Source organism: Streptomyces sp. P9(2023), from assembly GCF_032436795.1.
In the GTDB taxonomy this organism is placed as follows: domain Bacteria; phylum Actinomycetota; class Actinomycetes; order Streptomycetales; family Streptomycetaceae; genus Streptomyces.
This window is the reverse complement of record NZ_JAUPWM010000033.1, coordinates 23,205-47,835: the sequence shown is the minus strand read 5'-3', so window position 1 is coordinate 47,835 and position 24,631 is coordinate 23,205. Positions and strand designations below refer to the sequence as shown.

Genomic DNA, 24,631 nt, shown 5'->3' with positions numbered 1-24,631 from the left:
CAACGGTCGAAACGGCGCAGATGCGACCCGCCCGATGCCGCTCCGCGGCTCGCCTACGCGTCCGCCGGCTCCGTCTCGTCGACCGCCTTCGCGTACACCTCGACGATCCGGGTGCGCGAGTCGTCCAGGTAGCCGGCCAGGAGGCGTTCCGCCGTCGGGCGTTCCCCGGCGAGCAGGGCTTCCAGAATCTCCCGATTTCGTACGAGATAAGGCTCGTGCAGTCCGCGCGGGTCGGCCACGACGTGGAAGGCGAGGCGGAGTTCGGCGAGGACGCCCCGCATCAGTTCGTCCGTGCGCGCGCTGCCCGCCAGGGCGACCAGTTCGCGGTGGAAGTGGATGTTGGCGGTGGCGACGCCCTTCCAGTCCTCCCCGCGCGCCGCCGCCTCGCCCTCCTCGACGGCGGCGACGAGACCGCCCACGGCGAACGGCGGCTCCCCCAGGCCGTGGACGACGGCGCACTCGACGAGCCGGCGGGTGCGGTAGATGTCGGCGACGTCCTCGACGGCCAGGACCCGGACGAACACGCCCCGGTTGAGCTCGTGGACGAGCAGCCGCTCGTGCGTGAGCAGGCGGAACGCCTCGCGCAGGGTGTTGCGGGACACCTTGAGCGCGCCGCCGATGCTGTCCTCGGAGAGCCGGGTGCCGGGCGGGAAGAAGCCCTCGGCGATCCGGGTGCGCAGGATGTCCGCCACGCGTTCCGCCGTGCTGGTCCGCCCGAGCAGCGCCCGGTCGTCGGCGAGTTCACCGATGCCGCCGCCCGCACCGCTGCCGCCGATGTCGCCGCTTCCGCCCACCGTGCCTCGTTCCTCTCGTCGTTCGCGGCCGAGTCAATCGCAGGTCCTTCCCGGAAACAAGAACGTGACGACAAGCCTCTTGTCGGATCGTTCAACGATCCCCTACCTTGACGACACCGCACGGTCCTTCAGTACGTCTCTCAGGCACGCCTCCCCCACTGCGAGGTGCAGATGAGCACGACACAGACCCAGCAGCAGACCCAGGGCGAACAGCCCGACGACACGGGCGCGTTCGCCTGGCTGCGCGCCCTCGGGCCGCGCGGTCGCCGCGCCTTCGGCGGCGCGTTCGGCGGATACGCCCTGGATTCCTACGACTTCTTCACCCTGCCGTTGTCGATGGTGGCCATCGCCGCCTACTTCAGCCTCGACAAGGGCCAGACCGGTCTGCTGACGACCGTCACCCTGGTCGTCTCGGCGATCGGCGGCGCGCTGGCCGGCATCCTGGCCGACCGGATCGGCCGCGTGAAGGCGCTGATGATCACGGTCATCACGTACGCGCTCTTCACCGTCCTGTGCGGCTTCGCGCCCAACTACGAGACCCTGATGGTCTTCCGGGCCCTCCAGGGCCTCGGTTTCGGCGGCGAGTGGGCGGTCGGCGCGATCCTGGTCGCCGAGTACGCACTCGCCAAGCACCGGGGCCGTACGCTCGGCGCCATCCAGAGCGCGTGGGCGGCCGGCTGGGCGCTCGCGGTGATCGTGTACACCCTGGTCTTCGCATTCGTCGACGCCGACACCGCCTGGCGGATCATGTTCTGGACGGGCGCCCTGCCCGCGCTGCTCGTCGTCTACGTCCGGCGGAACGTCGAGGACGCCCCGCAGGCCGCCGAGATCCGGCGCAGCACGGCCGAACGCGGTTCGTTCACCGCCATCTTCAAGGGGCCGCTGCTGCGCACGACCCTCTTCGCGGTGCTGCTCTCGACCGGTGTGCAGGGCGGCTACTACACCCTCGCCACCTGGGTGCCGACCTTCCTGAAGACCGAACGGGGACTGACGGTCGTCGGCACCGGCGGCTATCTGACGTTCCTGATCTCCGGGGCCTTCATCGGCTATCTGACCGGCGGTTACCTCACCGACCGGATCGGCCGGAAGAAGAACATCGCGCTCTTCGCCGCCCTGTCGGCGCTGTCCGTCCTCGCGTACACGAACATCCCCTCCGGGGCGAACACGCTCCTCCTCGTCCTCGGATTCCCGCTCGGCTTCTGCATGTCGGCCATCTTCAGCGGGTTCGGCTCCTTCCTCGCCGAGCTGTACCCGACGGCGGTACGGGGCACGGGACAGGGCTTCACGTACAACACCGGGCGCGCGGTGGGCGCGATCTTCCCGACCCTGGTGGGCTTCCTCGCCGAGAGCTGGGGCGTCGGCGGCGCGCTGGTCTTCGGGGCGATCGGCTACGGCCTCGCGGCCCTCGCCCTGCTCGGACTGCCGGAGACCCGCGGAAAGGAACTGGTATGACCGCCACGGCCGTTCTCGACCCGCGGGCGGCACGCGCGCGTGCCCGTGCCGGTTCCACCGCCCCGACGGCCGGCTGGGCGCCCGGCCACACGCAGGCCAACCTCATCTCGGTGCCCGCGGACTGGGCCTACGACGTGCTGCTCTTCTGCACCCGTAACCCCAAGCCGTGCCCCGTCCTGGACGTCACCGACGTCGGCTCGTGGACCACGGAGCTCGCTCCCGGCGCCGATCTGCGGACGGACCTCCCGCGCTACCGCGTCTGGGAGCACGGGCGGCTGGTCGACGAACCCACCGAGGTGACGGCGTACTGGCGAAGCGATCTGGTGTCGTTCCTGATCGGCTGCAGCTTCACCTTCGAGGGCTCCCTCGCGGATGCCGGTGTGCCGCTGCGCCATGTCGACCAGGGCCGGAACGTGTCGATGTACGTCACCGACCGGGAGTGCCGGCCCGCCGGGCGGCTGCACGGGCCGATGGTCGTGTCGATGCGCCACGTACCGGCGGGGCTCGTGGAGACGGCGCGGCGGATCAGCGCGCTGCTGCCCGCCGTCCACGGAGCGCCCGTCCATGCGGGCGATCCGGCGGCGCTCGGCATCCGCGACCTGGACCGGCCGGACTTCGGGGACGCGGTCGCGGCGGATCCGGGGGACGTACCGGTCTTCTGGGCCTGCGGGGTCACCCCGCAGGCCGCCGTGACGGCCTCCCGTCCACCGTTCGCCATCACGCACGCGCCGGGCCGGATGCTCGTCACCGATGTACGCGACGACGAGTACCGCGTCGTGGCCTGAAGCCCGAACCCGCTGTACGTAACGGAAGGAACGGCCATGACCTGGGCCTCGATCGACCTCAACGCCGACCTCGGCGAGGGCTTCGGCCGCTGGACGCTCACCGACGACGAGGAGCTGCTCTCGGTCGTCACCAGCGCCAACGTGGCCTGCGGCTTCCACGCCGGGGACGCGGTCACCATGCGCCGCGTCTGCGAGCTGGCGGCGGCCAGAGGGGTACGGATCGGGGCCCAGGTCTCCTACCGGGACCTGGCCGGCTTCGGCCGCCGCTCGATGGACGTCCCGGCGGACGAGCTGGCGGCCGAGATCGCGTACCAGATCGGGGCGCTCGACGTCTTCGCGCGCGCGGCCGGGTCGCGGGTCTCGTACGTCAAGCCGCACGGCGCGCTGTACAACCGGGTGGTCCGCGACGAGGTCCAGGCGGCGGCGGTCGTCGAGGGGGTGCTGCTCGCGGGCGGCGGACTGCTCGACGGCGGCCGGCTTCCCGTGCTCGGGCTGCCCGGTTCGCGGCTCCACGAGGCGGCCGGGAAGGCGGGTCTTCCGGCGGTCACCGAGGCGTTCGGCGACCGGGCGTACACGGCCGACGGTTCCCTGCTGCCACGGGGGCAGGAGGGGGCCGTCGTCACCGATCCGGCCGAGGTCGTCGAACGGTCGGTGTCCATGGCGCGGTTCGGGGTCGTCACCGCGCACTGCGGCCGTTCCGTCGCCGTACGGGCGCGCTCGCTCTGTCTGCACGGGGACACCCCGGGCGCGGTGGGCCTCGCCCGGCGGGTGCGCGCCGAACTGGAGGCGACCGGAGTGAGGGTGGAGGCGTTCGTATGAAGGCGCGACGGGTGTTCCGGGTCGGCGAGCGGGCGCTGCTCGTCGAGTTGGGGAGCGGCACGGAGACGGAGGCGTTCCACGCCGAACTGCTGCGCCGGCGCGCGGGCGGTGTGCTGCCGTCCGTACGGGAGATCGTGCCGGCGGCGCGGACGGTGCTGCTCGACGGGGTCGACGCGCCGGACCTGCTGGCGGGGCAGCTGCGGGAGTGGACGATTCCGCCGCTCCACGCGCGCGTGGAGCGGGCTGTCGAGGTGCCGGTCCGTTACGACGGTCCCGATCTGGCCGAGGTCGCCGCGCTCTGGGGGGTGTCCGTGCAGACGGCGGTCCGGATCCACGCGGCCACCGAGTTCCGGGTCGCGTTCTGCGGGTTCGCGCCCGGCTTCGGCTATCTGACCGGGCTCGGCGAGCAGTACCAGGTGCCGCGCCGGGCGACTCCGCGTACATCCGTCCCGGCCGGGTCGGTCGCGCTGGCGGGGCCGTACACGGGGGTGTATCCGCGTTCCAGCCCGGGCGGCTGGCAGTTGATCGGCTCCACGGACGCGGTGCTGTGGGACGCGGGCCGCGAGCCCGCCGCGCTGCTCACGCCCGGTGCCCGGGTGCGCTTCGTCGTGGAGAGCCGGTGACCGATCGTGCGTTGGCGGTGGTACGGGCCGGGGCGCTGACCACCGTGCAGGACCTGGGGCGGACCGGGCACGCGCATCTGGGCGTGCCCCGCTCGGGGGCGCTGGATCCGGGCGCGGCACGGCTGGTGAACCGGCTGGTGGGCAATCCGGCGGGCGCGGCGGTCCTGGAGACCACGCTCAACGGGTGCGCGGTGCGGCCCCGGTGCCCGGTCACGGTCGCTGTGGGCGGCGCGCCGTGCGCGGTCACGGTGGACGGCCGGCCGGCCGCCTGGGGGACGGCGGTACGGGTTCCGCCGGGGGCGCTCCTGAATGTCGGCCCGGCCACCCGTGGGCTGCGCGCGTACGTGGGGTTCGGCGGCGGGCTCGCCGTCGAACCCGTCCTCGGCAGCCGCTCCACCGACCTGCTGTCCGGGCTCGGCCCGGCGCCGCTGGCGGACGGGGCGGTACTGCCGCTGGGAGCGGAGTCGACCTCACGGGGGTGGGTCGACGCTCCTCCCTGGCCGGGCCCGGCGGACGAACTCGTCCTCAGGGTCCGGCTCGGCCCGCGGCACGACTGGTTCACTCCGGCGGCGCTGCGCACGCTGGCCACGCGCGCGTACCGGGTCTCCCCGGCCAGCAACCGCATCGGCCTGCGCACCGAGGGCCCGCCTCTCGAACGGGCGGTCACGGCTGAACTCCCCAGCGAGGGCATGGTCCTGGGCGCGATCCAGGTGCCACCGGACGGCCGCCCGGTGGTCTTCCTCGCCGACCACCCGACGACCGGCGGCTACCCCGTGGTGGCGGTGGTGCGGGAGGCGGATCTGGCGGCTGCGGCCCAGGCGGTGCCGGGGACGGTGGTCCGCTTCGTACCGCTGGGCTGAAGTACGACACCGGTGCGGGAGCGGGGTGGGGTTGAGTCGTACGCGGCGGCGGGACAGCCGCCCATGACCGGCCCCCGAACCGTCCCACGGAGGACCCCCTGCGTGCCCGTACCGCCGCCGTCGCCTTCTCCCTCACCGCCGTGACCCTGTGCGCGGGGATCGCCGCCTGGGGCATGTCCTGGGCCGATACGAGCTCCCCCGCGCCGGCGACCGCCTCGCACGGCTTCCGGGACCCGATGCGGCTCGTCGACCGCTCGCCCGATCTGGTGCGCCCGAAGACGCTGACGGTCGACGGCGGCTCCCTGAGCGAGCGCCGGGCCCGGCAGGAGGTCCGGCTGGCCCAGCAGCTGTACCGGGCTGCGGGAGCCCGGTATCGGCCCGTCCCGGGTCAGGGCGTGCCGTAGCCCCCGCCGCCCGGGGTCCGCAGGATCAGGACGTCGTTCGGGGCGACCTCGGCGGTGTCGACTCCGTCGAGGGGCTCGACCGTGCCGTCCGCGCGCTCCAGCAGGTTCTCGCCGAGCGCACCGGGCTGCCCGCCGGCCATCCCGTACGGCGGGACACGGCGGTGGCCGGTCAGCAGGGTCACGGTCATCGGCTCCAGGAAGCGGATCCGGCGTTCGACGCCGTCGCCGCCCCGCCACCTGCCGGTCCCGCCGCTGTCCCGCCGTACGGCGAAGGAGTCCACCCGGACCGGGTGGCGCCACTCCAGGATCTCCGGGTCGGTGAGCCGGGAGTTGGTCATATGGGTCTGGACGGCGTCGGCTCCGTCGAAGCCGTCGCCCGCGCCCGAGCCGCTCGCGACCGTCTCGTAGTACTGCACGCGCGCGTTGCCGAAGGTCACGTTGTTCATGGTGCCTGAGCCCTCGGCCTGGACGCCGAGGGCCGCGTAGAGGGCGCCGGTGACCGCCTGGGAGGTCTCCACGTTCCCGGCGACGGTCGCCGCCGGGTAGGAGGGCGCGAGCATCGAGCCGGGCGGTACGCGGACCTCCAGGGGCTCCAGGCAGCCGCTGTTGAGGGGGATGTCGTCGTCGACGAGGGTGCGGAAGACGTACAGGACGGCGGCCATCACCACGGAGGTCGGCGCGTTGGCGTTGCCGGGCAGCTGGGGTGACGTACCGGTGAAGTCGAGGACGGCGGAGCGCTGTTCGCGGTCGACGCGGACCGCCACCTGGACGACCGCGCCGCCGTCCGTCTCGTAGCGGTACGAGCCGTCCCGGAGGCCTGCCACGATCCGCCGTACGGACTCCTCGGCGTTGGCGCGGACGTGCCGCATGTAGGCGTGGACCACGTCCAGGCCGAACTGGCCGACCATGGCGCGCAGTTCCTCGATGCCCTTCTCGTTGGCGGCGATCTGGGCGCGCAGGTCGGCAAGGTTGGTGTCCGGGTCGCGGGACGGGTACGGCGCCCCGGTGAGCAGCTCCCGGGTCTCCTCCTCGCGCAGCCGGCCGTCCCGTACGAGCAGCCAGTTGTCGAAGAGGACGCCCTCCTCGTGGACGGTCCGGCTGAAGGCCGGCATGGAGCCGGGGGTGAGGCCGCCGATCTCGGCGTGGTGGCCGCGCGAGGCGACGAGGAAGAGCAGGTCGCGCCCGGTGTCGTCGAAGACCGGCGTGACGACGGTGACGTCGGGCAGGTGGGTGCCGCCGTGGTACGGGTCGTTGATGGCGTAGACGTCGCCGGGGCGCAGGGCGTCGCCGCCGCGCCGCAGCACCTCCTTGATCGACTCGCCCATGGAGCCGAGGTGCACGGGGATGTGGGGCGCGTTGGCGATGAGGTTGCCCTCGGGATCGAACAGGGCGCAGGAGAAGTCGAGTCGCTCCTTGATGTTCACGGAGTGGGCGGTGTTCTCCAGGCGTACGCCCATCTGCTCGGCGATCGCCATGAAGAGGTTGTTGAAGACCTCCAGGAGGACGGGGTCGACGTCCGTGCCGACCGCCACGCGCGCGGGGCGGGGGATCGCGCGGGTGAGGACGAGGTGTCCGCCCTCGCCGGCCGCGGCCTGCCAGCCCGGGTCGATGACGGTGGTGGCGTCGGCCTCGGCGAGGATGGCGGGGCCCGTGACGGTGTCGCCGGGGCGGAGGTCCTCCCGGCGGTAGAGCGGGGTGTCGTCGGACGTGGGACCGCTGTGCATCCGTACGGTCGCCCGGGGTGCGAGGCCGCCTGTCCCGTCGCCGGTCTCGACGGCCACGGGGGTCTCCACGGCCACGGGGCCGTGGGGTCCGGCGGTCCCCACGGCCTCCACGGAGACGGCCTCCACGACGAGCGGCCGGTCCATGGTGAAGGCGTACCGCGCGCGGTGGACGGCCGTGAACGCCTCGCGCATCGCGTCCGCCGGGGCGAGGTCGACCTGGAGGCTCGCGTCGGTGCCGGCGTAGCGCAGGAGCACGCGCGCGTGGGTGGTGATCGCGGAGTCGGGGAGCCCGTCGTCGCGCAGCTCCCGCCGGGTCCGGTCGGCGAGTTCGGCGCAGAGCTCCGTCACGCGCGCGTGGGTCCCCTCCGTGTCGAGTTCGGCCTCGACCGACCGCTCCCGCATGGCCGTGGCGTCGGCGAGCCCGATGCCGTACGCGGAGAGGACACCGGCCAGCGGTGGTACGAGGACGGTGTCGACGCCCAGGGCGTCGGCGACGGCGCAGGCGTGCTGGCCGCCGGCGCCGCCGAAGCTGGTGAGGGCGTAGCGGGTGATGTCGTGGCCGCGCTGGACGGAGACCTTCTTGACGGCATTGGCCATGTTGAGGACGGCGATCTCCAGGAAGCCGGCGGCGACCTCCTCGGGCGTCCGTCCGTCGCCGATCTCCTGGGCGAGAACGGTGAACCGGTCCCGTACGACGGTGGTGTCGAGCGGCTCGTCGCCGGCGGGCCCGAACACGGCGGGGAAGTGGGCGGGCTGGACGCGGCCGAGCATCGCGTTGGCGTCGGTGACCGTCAGCGGCCCGCCCCGGCCGTAGCAGGCGGGGCCGGGGACGGCGCCCGCGGAGTCGGGGCCGACGCGGTAGCGACTGCCGTCGTAGTGGAGGACCGAGCCGCCGCCCGCGGCGACGGTGTGGATGTTCACCATGGGGGCGCGCATCCGAACGCCCGCGACCTGTGTACCGAGTTCACGCTCGAACTCACCCGCGTAGTGCGACACATCGGTGGAGGTGCCGCCCATGTCGAAGCCGATGACCCGGTCGAAGCCCGCCTGCCCGGAGGTGCGGGCCATGCCGACGACGCCGCCGGCCGGTCCGGACAGGACGGCGTCCTTGCCCCGGAAGTGGGTGGCCTCGCGCAGTCCTCCGTTGGACTGCATGAACATCAGCCGGATTCCCGCGAGTTCGTGGGCCACCTCGTCCACGTACCGGCGCAGGACCGGGGAGAGGTAGGCGTCGACGACGGTGGTGTCGCCGCGCGGGACGAGTTTGATCAGCGGGCTGACCTCGTGGGAGCAGCTGACCTGGGTGAAGCCGAGGGCACGGGCGCGGGCGGCGATCCGGCTCTCGTGGTCGGGGCTGCGGTAGCCGTACAGGAGGACGACGGCGGCGGAGCGGTAGCCGTCGCGGTGGGCGGCCCGCAACTCCTCGGCGACGGCGTCCTCGTCGAGGTCCCGTACGGTCCGGCCCTGGGCGTCGACCCGTTCGGGGACCTCGATGACACGTTCGTACACGGCCTCGGGGAGGACGATGTGGCGGTCGAAGAGCCGGGGGCGGTTCTGATAGGCGATGCGCAGGGCGTCGCGGAAGCCCTCGGTGACGAGGAGGACCGTCGGCTCACCACGCCGCTCCAGGAGGGCGTTGGTGGCGACGGTCGTACCCATCTTGACGACGGCGACCCGGTCGGCGGGGACCGGCTCGTCGGGGCCGAGCCCGAGGAGGAGGCGGATCCCGGCGACGGCCGCGTCATGGGGGCGGGCGGGGTCGTGGGAGAGCAGCTTGCGGGTGACGAGCCGCCCGTCGGGCCGCCGGCCCACGATGTCGGTGAACGTGCCGCCTCGGTCGATCCAGAACTCCCAGCGCCCGGTCATTCCCCCATTGTGGCCACCGGGGCGTCGAGCGACACGGCCGCGAGGGCGGCCGTCAGGGCTTGTTCGGCCTTCTGGTCGAGCCGCGCCTCGGTGCCGCGCGCCAGGTGTCGCAGCTCGGCGCCCGCCATGTGCAGGAGCTGGGGCAGCAGGTCGGTGCAGCGCCGGAGCACCCAGCCGGTGCCGGCGGTGGCGAGCCAGAGGACCGCCTCCGTACGGGTGGGTGACGGCTGCTCGGGTTCGGGCGAGGGCGGGGTGCCGTGGGCGAGGCCACGGGCGGCCAGGAGGTCGTGGAACCGGGCGGCGATCGCCCGGTGGCCGCGCTCGCCGGGGTGGAGCCGGTCGGCGCTCCACAGGGACCGGTCGTCCGTCCAGGTGCTGTCGGCGAGATGGAGGTGGACCGCGTCGTAGCGGGCGGAGAGCGCGTGGACGAGGGTGTTGACGGCCCGCTGGCGCCGGGCGAGGGGGCGGGCGAGCGGCGCGGGGAGGGCGAGCATCCGGCCGGGGTCGGGCAGGCAGGCGGTGAGGAGGACGGCCCCGCCGGCGGCGAGGTCCGCGCAGACGCGGTCGAGGCGGCGGGCGAGCTGTTCGATGTCGAAGGTGTGGCGCAGGGTGTCGTTGACGCCGACGACGACGGAGGCGAGGTCGGGCCGGAACGCCACCGCCTCGGGGGCCTGAAGCTCGGCCACCTCGCGGCTCTGCGCGCCGCTGACGGCGAGTTTACGGAAGTCGATGCGTCGTCCGGGGCCCGCGAGCCCCTCCGCGAGCAGCGCGGCCCAGCCGCGCCAGGCACCGTCGACGCGGTCGCCGACGCCCTCGCTGAGCGAGTCCCCCAGGACGGCGAACCGCAGGGGCGCGGGCTCGACGGCGACGGGCGGCGCGGGCGTCACCGGGTCGGGGCCGGGTTCCCGGCGGGGGGCGGGGATGGTGTCCACGCGCGTGTGCAGGGTCTCGGCGGGGCGCGGGGTGGGGGTGGTGGCGGGCGGGAGGGCGGTGCCCGAATTGGCGATTGGATCCGATATCCAGGCTCCTGGATCCAATGTCCGGGCGCCAGGATCCGGTTCCCGGGCGCCAGGATCCGGTTCCCGGGCGCCAGGATCCGGTTCCCGGGCGATTGGATCCGATGTCCGGACAGCTGGATCCAACGTCCGGGCGCCTGGATCCAATATCCGTTCGTGGCCCGATGCCGGGGTGCGGGCCGGCGCGGGCGCCGGGCCGGACGTCGCGGCCGTGGCCCGCACCGCCGGCTTACCCAGGGACTCCGGGCTGTCCGCCGTCGGCGGGAGCGTGGTCGTCATGTCCGCACCCCCTGCGGCGGGACGAGGATGGTGGTCGGGGCGGCATCGTGGGCGTGGAGGAAGGCGGCGATCGAGCGGTCCCAGCTGAAGAGTTCGGCACGCGCGCGTGCCGCCGCACGGCGGAGCGGCTCCGGACGGTCGAGCAGGGTGCGGACGGCCGCCGCGAACTCGGCCGGGTCGTCCGCGGCGCCCGCGCCCGCGTCGCCGATGACCTCGGGCAGCGCGGACGAGGAGCTGGCGACGACCGGAGTGCCGCAGGCGAGGGCCTCAAGGGCGGAGAGCCCGAAGGTCTCGGCCGGGCCGGGGGCCAGGCACAGGTCGGCGGAGGCCTGGAGGTCGGCCAGGACCTCGCGGTCTGCGACGTGCCCCAGGAAGCGCACCGGGAGCCGTTCCTCCCGCGCCCGCCGCTCCAGGGCGCCGCGCAGCGGCCCCTCGCCCGCCACGGCGAGCGTCGCGCGCACCCCCTGGCCCCGCAGGTGCGCGAGGGCGTCGAGCGCGGTGCCCGGGCGCTTCTCCACGGAGAGCCGCGAGCACATCAGCAGCAGCACGCCCTCGCCGTCCGTGTGCTGGGCGCGCAGGGCGACGCTGTGCCGCGCCGGCCGGCACCGTTCCAGGTCCACGCCGAGCGGCGCGCGCAGGACGTTGCGGGCCCCGATCCGTACGAACTCGCGCTCCGCCCACTCCGTCGTACAGACGATCCGCGAATACGCCCACGCCGTACGGCGGTTGAGCCGGTCCGCGGCGCGAGCCGCGGCGGCCGGCGGCACGCCCCAGGTCCGCAGGACCCCGTCGGCGGTCTCGTGGGAGACCATCATCGAGGGCACCCGTGCGCGGCGCGCCCACTCCCCCGTCCAGCGCAGGGTCGTGCGATCGGAGACCTCGATGCGGTCCGGGGCGAGTTCCTCCAGGATCCGGCGGACGCGGCGCCGGTCGGCGAGGACGCGGTAGCCGCCGGTGCCGGGCAGGACGGGGCCTTGCAGGGTGATGATCCGCCCCTGGTCGGTGGTCCGGTCGCTCTCCACGTCGCCGGGGACGATCAGGACGGGCTCGTGCCCGGCGGCGAGGTAGCCGCGACCGAGCTGTTCGAGGGCGGTGCGCAGGCCCCCCGAGGTGGGGGTGACGAAGTTGGCGAGCCGGACGATGCGCAGCGGCCGGCCTGTCGCGGAGCCGTTCATGCCGCCACCGCCGTCCGTTCGCGCAGGACCTCCAGGTAGTGGCCGATCAGTTCGTCGCCCACGGCCTCCCAGGTCCGGCCCTCGACGGCCGCCCGGCCCGCCCGGCCGTAGGCGGCGCGCAGGGCCGGCGCCTCGGCGAGGGAGGCCACCGCGTCCCGTAGGGCGGTCGTGTCGTCCGGCGGGACCAGGAGCCCGGTCCTGCGGTGGTCGACCAGGTCCAGCGGCCCGCCGGCGGCCGGGGCGACGACCGGGACGCCGCTGGCCATCGCCTCCTGCACGGTCTGGCAGAAGGTCTCGTACGGGCCGGTGTGCGCGAACACGTCCAGCGCGGCGACGATCCGCGCCAGGTCGTCGCCCGTGCGGCGGCCGAGGAACGTGGCGCCGGGCAGGGCGACACGGAGCGCCGGTTCGCTGGGGCCGTCGCCGACGACCACGACCCGTATGCCGGGCAGGCCGCAGACGCCGGCGAGCAGTTCGACGCGCTTCTCGGGGGCGAGGCGGCCGATGTAGCCGACGAGGAGTTCGCCGTTCGGGGCGAGTTCGCGGCGCAGTGCCTCGTCGCGGAGGTCGGGGCGGAAGCGGACGGTGTCGACGCCGCGCCGCCAGAGGCGGATACGGCCGATGCCGTGCGCCTCCAGGTCGCGCGCGGCGGCGGTGGAGGGCGCGAGGGTACGGTCGGCGGCGCCGTGGACGGCCCGCAGCCGGCGCCAGGCGGCGCCTTCGCCGGCGCCCATGTAGGTACGGGCGTAACCGGCGAGGTCGGTCTGGTAGACGGCGACGGCGGGCAGTCCGAGCCGGGTGGCGGCGGCCATCCCGCGCACCCCGAGCACGAAGGGGCTGGCGAGGTGGACGACGTCGGCACGGTGCGCGGCGACGGCCGTGGCGAGCCGGCGGCTGGGAAGGGCCACCCGCACCTGGGGGTAGCCGGGCAGGGGCAGGGACGGTACGCGGACGACCTCGCAGGGCGCGTCGGCGTCCGGGGTGTCGGTGGCTCCGGCGACGGCCGGGGCGACGACGAGCGGGTCATGACCGCGGCGGACGAGGTGGCGCGCGGTCTGCTGGGCGCAGTGCGCCACACCATTGACATCGGGTGGGAAGGATTCGGTGACGATGACGACACGCATACCGGTGTTGTCGTCGCGCCCGGCGTGTTCCCGTGGACGGGGATCTGGACGCCCGGGGAACGTCCCATGAGCGTTTGCCTTCCGGCCACGGCGAGGCCGGAATCAGGCGTCGCGCCCGGCGCGCACGCCCCCGCGCACCGTCGGCGCCCCGCCCGGCTCGCAAGGGGCGGAGCGCCGCGTGGCAGGGCGCAGAAGGACGCACCAAAGGCAGGCGGGTGGCAGGCCTCAGAAGTACCCCATGGGGCGCCGTCAGACCTGCAGGTCCGGGCCTATCCGGTTACGGACCGCCGTCTGGACCTCGGCCTCCTCGGCCGGGTCGGCGGCCAGCCGGCGCAGCCGCTCGGCGACGCGGACGTCGCCCGTCTCGGCGTGCAGGGCCGCGACCTCGCGGGTGGTCTCCTCGCAGTCCCAGAGGCATTCGACGGCGAAGCCCGTCGGAAAGGTCGGGTCGGTGGCGGCGAGGGCGCGGGCGGTTCGGCCGCGGAGCTGGGAGGAGGCGGTCTCCCGGTAGACGTGGCGCAGGACGGGGGCGGCGCAGCCGATGCCGAGGCGCCCGGCGCCGTCGACGAGGGCGTACAGGGCGGTCGCGTCGGGGCCCTCGGCCCGGACGGTCTCGCGGAGCGCGCCGAGGACGAGCAGCTCGTCCTGGGCCCCGCCCCGGCAGGCGAGGACGGCGCCGGCGGCGGCGCCGAGCGCGTCGGGCCGGTGGACCCAGCCGCGGGCCCGGTCGACGGCGGCCTCGCCGCACATCCGCTCGAACGCGGCGACGGCGGCCTCCGCGACCGTACGGGAGCCACTGCCGGCCGCGCCCTCGATCAGGTCCAGGACGGCGGGATCGCGGGACTCGGCCAGGTAGTGCAGGGCGGCGCAGCGCGCCCCGTCGGGGCCGCTGCGGGCGGCCTCGACGATCAGCGGCCGGTCCTCGGGTCCGGCGACGGCGGTCAGGCAGCGGGCGGCGGGCCCGTGCAGGACGGCGCCGCGCTCCAGGCCCTCCTGGGCCCAGTCGAGGACCGCCTGGACGCTCCAGCCGGGCCGGGGGCCGCTCGGTCGCATCTGGCGCTGCCAGCGGTCGAAGGAGCCGCGTTCCTGGGCGGCCCTGACCCGGGCGCCCACGGCGTCGCGCTGATCCTCGGCCCACAACCGCCACGGCCGGGGCTCGAAGGCGTCCCGTACGGCGGTCGCCAGCTCGGCGTCGCCCTCCGGGCCGGCCGGGAAGCGGGCGAGGACGGGGAGCGCGAGCGAGCGCAGCCCGGTGTCGTCGTCGCGCAGGGCGAGCTCGTCGAGGGCCCAGGCCCAGTTCGTACCGGTCGCGGCGTACCGCCGGAGCAGCAGCAGCGCGTCCTGGCGGCCGTAGGAGGCGAGGTGTCCGAGGACGGCGAGCGCGAGCCCGGTCCGGTTCTCCTCGGTGTCGAGGTGGTCCTCGGCCCCGAAGAGGTGGGCCTCGATCGCCGCGAGCTCGCCCGCGAGGTCGAGGTAGAGCCGGGCGTAGTAGAGGGACCGGTTCTCGACCTGCCAGTCGTGGCGGGGGTCGGTGAGAACGCAGTGGTTCAGGGCCGCGAGGGCCTCGGCGCGGGGCGCGGCGAGCGCGTGCAGGGTGCCGTCGCCGCGGCCCCTCTGCAGCAGGCCGAGCAGGGTGCCGCTCGGCGCTATGACTGGATCGAACATGGAAGACGCCTCACATCAAGCTGTCGACACGACCGGAAGTACGGGGCACTGGTGATCGCCTAGGCCGCGCAGCAACATGTCGAGCCGCCCGTCGTCCTTCGCTTGGTGTTGACCATCTTCCTCTGCCTCTCGTCGGTGGCCCCTTGCGGGCCCGACGTCATGATGACCCAGCCATTTCGCCACCGCGACCACATTTACGACACCGCTCTCACCTGGGGTTCAGTGCCCGTTCACCCGGATCGTCCCCGGGATCTTCACCGGGACGTCACTGGGCGCCGAACAGCTCCAGGAGTTCTGCCTTCCCAAACATCCGAGCAGTATCCACGGCGGACGGAGTCCCCGCTTCCGGTTTTGCGCCGCCGGCGAGCAGCGCGCGGACGACGGCGTCCTCGCCCTTGAAGACGGCGCCCGCGAGCGGGGTCTGGCCGCGGTCGTTGGCGCGGTCGGCGTCGGCACCCCGGGCGAGCAGGGCGGTGACCGCGTCGGCGTGGCCGTGGTAGGCGGCGAGCATGACGAGCGAATCGCCCTTGTCGTTGGTGAGGTTGGCCGGGACGCCCGCGTCGACGTAGGCGGCCAGCGTCTCGGAGTCCCCCGTGCGCGCCAGGTCGAAGACCTTGCTCGCCAGCTCGATGACCTCGGGGTCCGGAGTCTCGCTCATCCGACGTACCCGCCTTTCCTGCCTCGGAACCTTGAAACCTTGACCTGCGCACAGCAACCGCAGCCGTACGAGTGAATCGACAGGGTACTGCCCGTCCGGCGACATGACGCGAGCCGTCCACGGCAAAGATCACCGCAGCTCACCCGGGACGCGAACCGGACACGAACCGGACACGAACACCGCCCGCGCTAGCGCGCTCCGCGCAGTTCGCCACTCGGGCAAGCCCCCCACATCCGCCAGTCAAGTGAAATCGGCCGACTTTCACCCATATGCACCTTTAATCGCATAGATACTTGCTGTGAACCTGGAAGGACTCATGGTGACTGTCCCCTCAACCAGGAGAACACCTCATGATCCTGTCCATCTCAGGCGTGGTCCTGCTCGGCATCATCTGCTTCCTGTTCTTCAAGAAGGACGGGATGAAGGCCTCCCACGCCCTCGTCAGCGCGCTGTTCGGCTTCTACCTCGCGGGCACCGCCATCGCACCGAGCATCACCGCGGGCGGCCAGAGCCTGGCCGGCCTCTTGGGCGGTATCAAGTTCTGACGTTCCACTGCCCCTTCCACAACTCCAGGAGTACGACGTGGCCCGGCGACCACTCCCCCGCATTCTGAGTAGCGGCAGCGACCGGATCGCTCGCAGTCGAGAGATCGCGCGCACGGCCGCCGACAGCGCCACCGATGTGCTCCATCCGCTGATCACGATCTCGCGTGGTCTGCGGAAGCTGGCCGCGACCGCGCGTGCCAGGTGGGCCGCGACCCCCAAGGAACGGCGCGGTCCCACGCTGCTCCTGGTCGCGGCCTGCGTCCTCGTCGTCGCCCTCGCCCCCTACGGGCCGCTCCTCGCACTCGTCTCGGTGATGGGCGCGGCCGCGTGGAAGGGGCGCGAGCGCCCGGTCGTGAAGACCGGGCCCGACGACGCCGAGGTCGAGCGGCTCAAGGGCCTCTACGAGGCGTTGGTGCCGTACTTCTCCGTCCCCGAGGACCCGGCTCCCCTCTTCGCCCACGGCGGCGACTGGAGCGGCGCCTTCGGGGACTTCGCCTTCGACGACGGCGGGCGGCTCACGCGGCTCCGGATCCGGTACCCCGCGTACTTCACGGACGGCGAGGCGGACGCGCGGGCACGGATCGAGCAGCTGCTGCACGCCAAGTCCGGGCGCGGCCGGGAGTACCTCTTCGACTGGGACGAGGAGGGCAACCAGCTCGTCATGAGCGTGCTGCCCGCCCTGCCCACCACGATCGCCGCCCAGCGCTTCGTCACGGTGCCGGGCGAGACGGTCCTCGGCTTCACCGACGCGGACGCCGTCCAGCGCACGGTGCCGGTCCGCACCGCCGACGGCGAGGAGGACGCGCCGCCGGTGGTCTGGCGGACGGGCCCGCGCTCGACCGAGCCGCACCTGCTTGCCGTCGGCCAGCCCGGCAGCGGGACGACCTCCCTGCTGCGCTCCATCGCCCTGCAGGCCCTGCCGCACGGCGACGTGCTGATCATCGAGGGCAGCGGCACGGGTGAGTACGCGTGTCTGACCGGGCGCGCGGGGGTTCTGGCCGTCGAGTGCGGGCTCGCGGGCTCGCTGGCGAGTCTTGAGTGGGCGGCGCACGAGACGGAGCGGCGGCTGATCGCCGCGAACCGGGCCCGGCAGGCGGGGCGGCCCGCGCCGGACGACACGCGGCGCCCGCTGTGGATCCTGCTCGACCGGCCGAGCGTCCTCGGTCACCTGGCCGCCGCCGACGGGCGTCCCGACCCGCAGGACCTCCTCCAGGTGCCGCTGCGGCACGGGCGGGCCGCGCAGGTGACGGTGGTGGTGGCGGAGCAGTTCGACAGCGTGGACGGGCTGAGCGAGACGGTACGGACGCACACGCGGGCGCGGGTCGTGCTGGGCCCGGCGGCGCCTGCCTCGATCGAGTGGGTCCTCGGCGTCGGGCCGCACACGACGCCGACGCCGGTCGTCCCGCCGGGGCGTGGCTACGCACGGCTGGGTACGGGTCCGGTGCTACGGCTCCAGGTGCCGGCGACGCCGGATCCGTACGACGACGCGACGAGCGAGGCGGACCGGCAGGCGGTCCTGGCGCTGCTGCCGGAGTGCCAGACGGAGACGGCGACGGCGGTGCCGCCGGCCCCCGGCTCGGCCCCGGACCCGACCCCGACCCTGGACCTGGGCCCGACCCCACCACCACCCCCGGACGCCGGCCCGGCCCCCCGCCACACCCCGGTCCCCGCGGAGGGCTGACCGCAACCAGCGGGAGCGCGGCGGCGCCCCCCGTCCCGCCGCGCCATAGGGGGACGGGGGGCGCCGGACCGGCTACGCCACGAACGCGCGCGGCTGGTCGTGGCCCGTGCCCGCGCCGGATTCCACCAGGCGGGCCGCCGCCGCCAGGCGGGACGCCGCCTCCTCGGCGACCGGGCCGCCGACGGTGAACGGAAGCCGGACGTAGCCCTCGAAGGCGCCGTCGACGCCGAAGCGCGGTCCCGAGGGGACCCGTACGCCCACCCGTTCGCCCACCTCCGCGAGGCGCGAGCCCGAGAGGCCGCCCGTGCGGACCCAGAGGGTCAGCCCGCCGGCCGGCACGTCGAACTCCCACTCCGGCAGCTGCGCCCGCACCGCCGCCACCAGCGCGTCGCGGTTCTCGCGGGCCTGGGTGCGGCGGATCGTCACCGCCTGCTCCCAGCCCCCCGTCCGCATCAGCCAGTTGACGCCGAGCTGCTCCAGGACCGGAGTGCCGAGGTCCGCGTAGGCCCGGGCGGCGACCAGCGAACGGATCACGTCGGGCGCGGCCCGGACCCAGCCGATCCGCATGCCCGCCCAGAACGCCTTGCTCGCCGAGCCGACCGTCAGCACCGTCGCCCCCGAGGGGTCGAACGCGCAGACCGGCCGGGGCATGACCACGTCGTCGTCCAGGTACAGCTCGCTCATCGTCTCGTCGACGACCAGCACCGTGCCCGCCGAACGCGCCGCGTCCACCAGCTGCCGCCGCTGGTCCTCGTCGGCCAGCGCGCCGGTCGGGTTGTGGAAGTCCGCGACCACGTACGCGAGCCGCGGAGCCGCGTCCCGCAGGACCTGCCGCCAGCGGTTCAGGTCCCAGCCCGCCAGCCCCTCGGCCATCGCGACCGGCACCAGCCGGGCGCCCGCCTCCCGCATGAGCTGGAGGATGTTGGCGTACGAGGGCGACTCGACGGCGACCCGCTCGCCGCGCCCCGCGAAGAGATGGCAGATGGCGTCGATCGCGCCCATCGCGCCCGTGGTGACCATGATCTGCTCGGGCATGGTCGGGATGCCCCGCTCGGTGTACCGGTCGGCGAGCATCTGCCGCAGCGCCGGCAGCCCCGCCGGGTAGTCCCCGTGCGTGTGGGCGTACGGCGCCAGCTCCTCCAGCGCGCCCTGCACGCTCCGGGTCAGCCACGGCTCGGGCGCGGGCAGCGCCGCGCAGCCGAGGTCGATCATCGAGCCGAGCGACTCCGGCGGCAGCGGTTCGAGGCCGCGCGCGGGCAACGGGTTCCCGGCCGGTACGGCGGTCCAGCTGCCGGCCCCGCGCCGCGACTCCAGGAACCCTTCGGCGCGCAGCGCCTCGTACGCGGCCGCCACCGTCGTCCGGCTCACGGTCAGCGCGACCGCGAGCTCCCGCTCGGCGGGCAGCCGGGCCGCGACCGGCACCCGGCCCTCCAGGACGAGGAGGCGGATCCCGTCGGCCAGCGCGCGGTAGGCGGGCGGCTTGCGCGCGCCCGGTCCGGCCGGACGGGGCTGCTGCGCCTGAAGCTGCCGGGCGAGCTGTGCCGGCCCGACGGCCGAGGTCCACTGAGCCATGGAATTCAGTCCACCTTCCTCGAATTGGCCATGGTTGGCATCCGATCCCCCGCCACAGAGTGTCATGAGTCAGTCCACTACCACCACCCACGAATCCGCCACCGCACAGGGGGAACCACCTTGTCCATCGCCTCCGGCCTCCGCGGCCGGCTCTCCGGCCGCCATCTGACCCGCCGACTGACGCAGCTGTACATCGGACTGGCGCTGTACGGGATCAGCTCGGCGCTCCTCGTCCGCGGCGGGCTCGGCCTCGAACCCTGGGGCGTCCTCCACCAGGGTCTCGCCGAGAAGACGGGCCTGACCATCGGAGTCGTCTCGATCTTCGTCGGCGCGGCCGTCCTGCTGCTCTGGATCCCGATCCGGCAGAAGCCGGGCCTCGGCACGGTCTCGAACGTCTTCGTCATCGGCGTGGCCATGGACGGCACCCTCGCGCTCGTCCCCGACGGCGACGGACTCGCCGTGCGGATCCTCCTCCTCGTCCTCGGCATCGTCCTCAACGGGGCCGCGACCGGGCTCTACATCGCCGCCCGCTTCGGGCCCGGCCCGCGTGACGGCCTGATGACCGGGCTGCACCGGCGCACCGGCCGCTCGATCCGGCTGGTGCGGACCGCGATCGAGGTCGCGGTCGTCGCCACCGGCTTCCTGCTCGGCGGCTCGGTCGGCGTCGGTACGGTCCTGTACGCGCTGACCATCGGCCCCCTCGCGCAGTTCTTCCTGCGCCGGTTCGCCATCCCCGAGCAGAACGCGAGCAGCACGGTCGTCGCCTCCGGGACACCGGAACAGGCGATACTGCGGCGGTGACTCGCGTACGCCACCCTTATCTGGACCACCCGTCCCCCATCCCGTTCGCCCATCGCGGCGGCGCGGCGGAGGGCCTGGAGAACACCGCGGCCGCCTTCCGGCGGGCCGCGGAGGCCGGTTACCGCTACTTCGAGACCGATGTGCACACCACCGCGGACGGCGCGCTGGTCGCCTTCCACGACTCCACGCTCGACCGGGTGACGGACGCGACCGGCCGGATCCGCGACCTCCCGTGGGACGCCGTCCGCGAGGCGCGGGTGGCCGGCAAGGAGCCGCTGTCGCTCTTCGAGGAGCTCCTCGAGGAGTTCCCCGAGGCCCGCTGGAACGTGGACCTCAAGGCCGAGTCCTCCCTCGCCCCGCTGGTCGACCTGATTCGCAGGACCGGGGCGTGGGACCGGATCTGCGTCGGCTCGTTCACCGAGAGCCGGGTGGCCCGCGCGCAGCGCCTGGCGGGGCCGCGGCTGGCCACCTCGTACGGCGTCAAGGGCGTCCTCGGGCTGCGGCTGCGCTCGCTCGGCATCCCGGCGGCGATCCGCGCGGGCGCGGTCGCGGCGCAGGTACCGGAGAGCCAGAGCGGCATCCCGGTGGTGGACCGCCGTTTCGTCCGCGAGGCGCATACCCGAGGGCTCCAGGTCCACGTCTGGACGGTCAACGATCCCGAGCGGATGAACACTCTCCTCGACCTCGGGGTGGATGGCATCATGACCGATCATCTGGAGACGCTGCGCGCAGTGCTGACCGACCGGGGCGTGTGGGTCTGAGCGCGCGTCCCGCCACGGGGACGAACGAGGGGGCCGCGGTCTTGACTGCCGACACCACCGAGCCGGAGGAGCGGTCCGCCGCCGATCCGGCCGAGCGCCTGCGCGAGCAGCGCGGCTGGTACTTCTACGACTTCGCCTGCTCGGTCTACTCGACGAGCGTCATCACGGTGTTCCTCGGCCCCTATCTGACGTCGGTCGCCGAGGCGGCGGCGGACGCGGAGGGCTTCGTCCACCCCCTGGGCATCCCGGTCCGGGCCGGGTCGCTCTTCGCGTACGCGGTCTCGGCCTCGATCATCGTGGCGGTCCTCGTGATGCCGCTGGTGGGCGCGGTGGCGGACCGTACGGGCCGGAAGAAGCCGCTGCTCGCCGTCTCCGCGTACATCGGCGCGGCGGCGACCGGGGGCATGTTCTTCCTGAGCGGCGACCGGTATCTGCTGGGCGCGTTCCTGCTCATCGTGGCGAACGCCTCGCTGGCGGTCTCGATGGTGCTCTACAACGCGTACCTGCCGCAGATCGCCGAGCCGGACGAGCGCGACGCGGTCTCCTCGCGCGGCTGGGCGTTCGGCTACACCTCGGGCGCCATCGTCCTCGTCCTCAACCTGATCCTGTACTCGGGGCACGAGTCGTTCGGGCTCTCCCAGGGGGCCGCGGTGCGGATCTGTCTGGCCTCGGCCGGTCTCTGGTGGGGCGCCTTCACCCTCATACCGCTGCGGCGACTGCGCGACCGGCGCATCGAGCCGCGCGGCGAGGGCGCGGTCGGCGGTGGCTGGCGGCAGCTGACGGCGACGCTGCGGGACATGCGCCGCCACCCGCTGACGCTGTCGTTCCTGCTGGCGTACCTCGTCTACAACGACGGGGTGCAGACGGTGATCTCGCAGGCGTCGATCTACGGATCGAAGGAGCTGGGGCTCGACCAGACGACGCTGATCACCGCGGTCCTGCTGGTGCAGGTGCTGGCGGTGGTGGGCGCGCTCGGCATGGGACGCCTGGCCCGCTCGTACGGCGCCAAGCGCACGATCCTGGGGTCGCTGGCGATCTGGACGCTGATCCTGGCGGCCGGGTACTTCCTGCCGGCCGGCGCGCCGGTGGCGTTCTTCGTCCTGGCGGGGGCGATCGGTCTGGTGCTCGGCGGGAGCCAGGCGCTGTCGCGCTCGCTGTTCTCACATCTGGTGCCGCGCGGCAAGGAGGCCGAGTACTTCTCGGCCTACGAGATGAGCGACCGCGGCCTGAGCTGGCTGGGGCCGCTGGTGTTCGGTCTCGCGTATCAGCTGACCGGCAGCTACCGAGATGCCATCATCTCTCTGGTGATCTTCTTCGCGGCCGGTTTTCTGCTGCTCGCGCGGGTACCGGTACGGCGTGCCGTGGCCGCCGCGGGCAACCCGGTTCCGGAGCGGATTTAGACGCGGAAGTGAAAGGCCGGTAGTGTACGCCTTTGGCCTGCCAGGCGGACCGTTACTGCGTGCTGCTTTAGTGAAGACGCTGGGTGACATCTGCTGCCAGATGTGACAAACCGGTCACTGGTGGGTACAACAAGGGGCGGCACGACGGGCGACGCATGACCCGGAACGGGAATCTTTACCGCCGACCGGACGTTGACCGGATGACGACGACAGCGACACCTGTCCTGTGGGCGACAAGCCCGGGAGGCACGATTCATGAGTGAGCGAGCTCTTCGCGGCACGCGCCTCGTGGTGACCAGCTACGAGACCGACCGCGGCATCGATCTGGCCCCGCGCCAGGCCGTGGAGTACGCATGCGAGAAGGGCCATCGTTTTGAGATGCCCTTCTCGGTGGAAGCGGAAATTCCGCCGGAGTGGGAGTGCAAGGTCTGCGGCAGCCAGGCACTCCTGGTGGACGGGGACGGCCCCGAGGAGAAGAAGGGCAAGCCGGCGCGTACGCACTGGGACATGCTGATGGAGCGGCGCACCCGCGAGGAGCTGGAAGAGGTGCTGGCCGAGAGGCTGGCGGTCCTTCGATCCGGCGCCATGAACATCGCCGTGCATCCGCGCGACAGCCGCAAGTCCGCCTGACGGACGGCGCGGCCGAACAACGCCGCGGGGCCCGGTACACCTTGTGTGTACCGGGCCCCGCGGCGTTGTCGGCTGTACGTCGACCCCCGTGCTCCGTACGGAGGTCTATGCCTACGGCGTCAGCGGCGGGCGGGGCTCCTGGGGCCGCTGCGGGCCCTGAGGCGCGTCGTCGCGGATGACCTCACCCGGCACGACCTTGCCGTCCGGGCGGTGCATACGGGCCTGCTGGAAGGCGTCCTGGAGGCTGCCGGGAGGTGCCGCCGCCATCCGGCGCTCGGCGACCTTGTCCGCGTACCGGCCGAGGACCGAGCGGACCGGCGGCACGAGCAGCAGCAGACCGGCCACGTCGGAGATCAGGCCGGGGATCATCAGGAGCAGTCCGCCGAGCATCAGGAAGCCGTTGCGGTCGCCCGCCCCGGCCCGCTCGGTGGCGGTCGGCGGGACACCGGTCTGCGCCGCCGCCTGCGCCTGCTGGAAGGTCTCGGTGAGGTTCTGGAAGGCGCGCCGCCCGGCGCGCTTGATCACCACGGCGCCGAGGACGGCGCCGCCGACCAGCAGACCGAAGACGGTCAGCCCGCCGGCCGCGCCCGCCACCACGATGAGCAGCCAGATTTCGAGGACCAGCCAGGCGGCCAGGGCCAGCGGAAGGAACGTACGCGCGCGGGAGCGCTTCGGGGCGAGGGGAGGCGGTGCGCCGGTCGTCATGCCCCCCAGTGTGCCTGGCGCCCCGCCGGAACGTCGTAAAGAGCGGATCAGCCGGAACGACCGGCCGAACCGGACCGGCCGTCAGCTCGTGGGCTTGCGGCCGAGCAGCTTGCCGACCTTGTTCGCACGGGCCGTCAGACCCCAGCCGGTGACCCGCCACAGGGCCTCGACGACGATGTTGCGGCTCATCTTCGAGTCGCCGATCTCCCGCTCCACGAAGGTGATGGGGACCTCGACGACATGGAAGCCGGCGGCGACGGCGCGCCGGGCCAGGTCGACCTGGAAGCAGTAGCCGGCCGATGCCACGTCCTCCAGGCCCAGGCCCTCCAGGGTCTCCTTGCGGAAGGCCCGGTAGCCGCCGGTGACGTCGCGGATCGGCACGTCGAGCATGACGCGCGAGTAGAGGCTGCCGCCGCGGGAGATGAACTCGCGGGACTTGGGCCAGTTCACGATGCGGCCGCCGGGGACCCAGCGGGAGCCGAGCACGAGGTCGGCGCCCTTGAGGGCGGTCAGCAGCCGGGGCAGCTCCTCGGGCTGGTGCGAGCCGTCGGCGTCCATCTCGACGAGGACGCCGTAGCCGTGCTCGATGCCCCAGCGGAAGCCGGCGAGGTAGGCGGCGCCCAGCCCCTCCTTGCCCTTGCGGTGCAGCACGTGGACGTGGTCGTCCTCGGCGGCGATCTCGTCGGCGAACTTGCCCGTGCCGTCGGGGCTGTTGTCGTCGGCGACGAGGATGTGCGCCTCCGGTACGGACTCCCGTACGCGCGAGACGATCGGCTTGATGTTCTCCGCCTCGTTGTAGGTCGGAATGATCACCAAGGCTCTGCCGAGCGGGCCGTAACGCCTCTGGCCACCGTCGTTCACTGCTGCCCCTTCGGATACATACGCGAACCCCCACCATAGCGAGCCCGTCTGTCGGCTCTGTCGCGGCGGGGCTGGTTGCGCATCCGAGGGCGGCGCGGGGACGGCGCGGGGCATGCCACGCGGGGTGTGCGGATCGGGGCCCGGCGCCCTTCGGGCCGACCTGGGACCCGCTGGCTGCGGGTCGACCGAAGGCCGTTGTCTACTGGACGTCCGGGCCCCACCGGGTCGCACCCTCCGCCGGAAAAAACCTTCCCTCGCCCCCGAGGCGCGGGTGCAGAACCTGAGGTTTGAAACCGGTCGGACGTCCTGTGGTGGACGCGGGAGAACCTACCCGCCCCCAGCGGCTCACTGTCAACACCCGCTTGACCTGCGGAGATGACCGATACCGCCAGGTCAGTGGGGAAGATCCGCAGGTCGCCGACCAGCCGGTT

General features: G+C 73.5%; 22 protein-coding genes. 12 read left to right on the top strand and 10 right to left on the bottom strand.

Annotated elements, in window-relative coordinates:
• Nucleotides 1-53: 53 nt before the first annotated feature.
• Entirely contained in the window at nucleotides 54-794 is a 741-nt protein-coding gene (locus tag Q5762_RS29365) for a GntR family transcriptional regulator (RefSeq protein ID WP_315895286.1), read from the bottom strand.
• A gap of 171 nt (nucleotides 795-965) precedes the next feature.
• Between Q5762_RS29365 and Q5762_RS29360 the strand changes: the two genes are divergently transcribed.
• From Q5762_RS29360 to Q5762_RS29335, 6 genes are all read left to right on the top strand, one after another.
• Nucleotides 966-2,246, top strand: a complete 1,281-nt coding sequence (locus Q5762_RS29360) for an MFS transporter (protein WP_315895285.1) — start codon at nucleotides 966-968, stop codon at nucleotides 2,244-2,246.
• Nucleotides 2,243-3,031: a putative hydro-lyase gene (locus Q5762_RS29355; protein ID WP_315895284.1), complete on the top strand. Its 789-nt coding sequence runs from the start codon at nucleotides 2,243-2,245 to the stop codon at nucleotides 3,029-3,031. Before Q5762_RS29360 ends, Q5762_RS29355 begins: the two co-directional genes overlap by 4 nt.
• A 36-nt stretch (nucleotides 3,032-3,067) precedes the next feature.
• On the top strand, nucleotides 3,068-3,850 hold the full coding sequence (locus tag Q5762_RS29350) for a 5-oxoprolinase subunit PxpA (protein WP_315895283.1): 783 nt from the start codon (nucleotides 3,068-3,070) through the stop codon (nucleotides 3,848-3,850).
• Nucleotides 3,847-4,473, top strand: coding sequence for a 5-oxoprolinase subunit PxpB (pxpB, locus tag Q5762_RS29345; RefSeq protein WP_315895282.1), 627 nt, complete (start codon nucleotides 3,847-3,849; stop codon nucleotides 4,471-4,473). Before Q5762_RS29350 ends, pxpB begins: the two co-directional genes overlap by 4 nt.
• Nucleotides 4,470-5,333: a biotin-dependent carboxyltransferase family protein gene (locus tag Q5762_RS29340; protein ID WP_315895281.1), complete on the top strand. Its 864-nt coding sequence runs from the start codon at nucleotides 4,470-4,472 to the stop codon at nucleotides 5,331-5,333. The genes pxpB and Q5762_RS29340 overlap by 4 nt, the downstream gene beginning before the upstream one ends.
• A 140-nt stretch (nucleotides 5,334-5,473) precedes the next feature.
• Entirely contained in the window at nucleotides 5,474-5,737 is a 264-nt protein-coding gene (locus tag Q5762_RS29335; protein WP_315895280.1) for a hypothetical protein, read from the top strand.
• Here the strand turns inward: Q5762_RS29335 and Q5762_RS29330 are convergent.
• The 6 genes from Q5762_RS29330 to Q5762_RS29305 all read right to left on the bottom strand — a co-directional run bounded on the left by Q5762_RS29330 (nucleotide 5,722) and on the right by Q5762_RS29305 (nucleotide 15,244).
• Entirely contained in the window at nucleotides 5,722-9,327 is a 3,606-nt protein-coding gene (locus Q5762_RS29330; protein ID WP_315895279.1) for a hydantoinase B/oxoprolinase family protein, read from the bottom strand. The genes Q5762_RS29335 and Q5762_RS29330 overlap by 16 nt on opposite strands.
• On the bottom strand, nucleotides 9,324-10,214 hold the full coding sequence (locus Q5762_RS29325; protein ID WP_315895307.1) for an SGNH/GDSL hydrolase family protein: 891 nt from the start codon (nucleotides 10,212-10,214) through the stop codon (nucleotides 9,324-9,326). The genes Q5762_RS29330 and Q5762_RS29325 overlap by 4 nt, the downstream gene beginning before the upstream one ends.
• Nucleotides 10,215-10,618: 404 nt before the next feature.
• Nucleotides 10,619-11,797, bottom strand: coding sequence for a glycosyltransferase (locus Q5762_RS29320; protein WP_315895278.1), 1,179 nt, complete (start codon nucleotides 11,795-11,797; stop codon nucleotides 10,619-10,621).
• Nucleotides 11,794-12,921: a glycosyltransferase family 1 protein gene (locus Q5762_RS29315; RefSeq protein WP_315895277.1), complete on the bottom strand. Its 1,128-nt coding sequence runs from the start codon at nucleotides 12,919-12,921 to the stop codon at nucleotides 11,794-11,796. Before Q5762_RS29315 ends, Q5762_RS29320 begins: the two co-directional genes overlap by 4 nt.
• Before the next feature lie 249 nt (nucleotides 12,922-13,170).
• Nucleotides 13,171-14,586, bottom strand: a complete 1,416-nt coding sequence (locus Q5762_RS29310) for a HEAT repeat domain-containing protein (RefSeq protein ID WP_315895276.1) — start codon at nucleotides 14,584-14,586, stop codon at nucleotides 13,171-13,173.
• 265 nt (nucleotides 14,587-14,851) lie between these two features.
• Nucleotides 14,852-15,244, bottom strand: coding sequence for an ankyrin repeat domain-containing protein (locus Q5762_RS29305; protein ID WP_315895275.1), 393 nt, complete (start codon nucleotides 15,242-15,244; stop codon nucleotides 14,852-14,854).
• Nucleotides 15,245-15,594: 350 nt separating this feature from the next.
• Between Q5762_RS29305 and Q5762_RS29300 the strand changes: the two genes are divergently transcribed.
• Both Q5762_RS29300 and Q5762_RS29295 read left to right on the top strand, forming a co-directional pair.
• The gene (locus Q5762_RS29300; RefSeq protein WP_015032212.1) at nucleotides 15,595-15,789 is read left to right on the top strand and encodes a hypothetical protein; all 195 of its coding nucleotides are present in this window, start codon (nucleotides 15,595-15,597) and stop codon (nucleotides 15,787-15,789) included.
• A 37-nt stretch (nucleotides 15,790-15,826) separates the two neighbouring features.
• Entirely contained in the window at nucleotides 15,827-17,470 is a 1,644-nt protein-coding gene (locus Q5762_RS29295; RefSeq protein ID WP_315895274.1) for a hypothetical protein, read from the top strand.
• 72 nt (nucleotides 17,471-17,542) lie between these two features.
• Here the strand turns inward: Q5762_RS29295 and Q5762_RS29290 are convergent, their stop codons facing one another.
• Nucleotides 17,543-19,042 carry a PLP-dependent aminotransferase family protein gene (locus Q5762_RS29290; protein ID WP_315895273.1) on the bottom strand — a complete coding sequence of 500 codons (1,500 nt, stop codon included), beginning with the start codon at nucleotides 19,040-19,042 and terminating at the stop codon, nucleotides 17,543-17,545.
• Nucleotides 19,043-19,162: 120 nt separating this feature from the next.
• Between Q5762_RS29290 and Q5762_RS29285 the strand changes: the two genes are divergently transcribed.
• The 4 genes from Q5762_RS29285 to Q5762_RS29270 all read left to right on the top strand — a co-directional run bounded on the left by Q5762_RS29285 (nucleotide 19,163) and on the right by Q5762_RS29270 (nucleotide 22,634).
• On the top strand, nucleotides 19,163-19,843 hold the full coding sequence (locus Q5762_RS29285) for a hypothetical protein (protein ID WP_315895272.1): 681 nt from the start codon (nucleotides 19,163-19,165) through the stop codon (nucleotides 19,841-19,843).
• On the top strand, nucleotides 19,840-20,604 hold the full coding sequence (locus Q5762_RS29280) for a glycerophosphodiester phosphodiesterase family protein (protein WP_315895271.1): 765 nt from the start codon (nucleotides 19,840-19,842) through the stop codon (nucleotides 20,602-20,604). Before Q5762_RS29285 ends, Q5762_RS29280 begins: the two co-directional genes overlap by 4 nt.
• Nucleotides 20,605-20,645: 41 nt before the next feature.
• Nucleotides 20,646-22,004, top strand: a complete 1,359-nt coding sequence (locus tag Q5762_RS29275; protein ID WP_315895270.1) for an MFS transporter — start codon at nucleotides 20,646-20,648, stop codon at nucleotides 22,002-22,004.
• 255 nt (nucleotides 22,005-22,259) lie between these two features.
• Nucleotides 22,260-22,634 (top strand): RNA polymerase-binding protein RbpA, encoded by a 375-nt coding sequence (locus tag Q5762_RS29270; protein ID WP_026278069.1) that lies wholly within the window; start codon nucleotides 22,260-22,262, stop codon nucleotides 22,632-22,634.
• Nucleotides 22,635-22,745: 111 nt separating this feature from the next.
• On the opposite strand, the gene fxsA is transcribed toward Q5762_RS29270, so the two are convergent.
• Nucleotides 22,746-23,339, bottom strand: a complete 594-nt coding sequence (fxsA, locus tag Q5762_RS29265) for an FxsA family membrane protein (RefSeq protein WP_315895269.1) — start codon at nucleotides 23,337-23,339, stop codon at nucleotides 22,746-22,748.
• A gap of 81 nt (nucleotides 23,340-23,420) precedes the next feature.
• Nucleotides 23,421-24,200, bottom strand: coding sequence for a polyprenol monophosphomannose synthase (locus Q5762_RS29260; protein ID WP_315895268.1), 780 nt, complete (start codon nucleotides 24,198-24,200; stop codon nucleotides 23,421-23,423).
• Nucleotides 24,201-24,631: the final 431 nt, after the last annotated feature.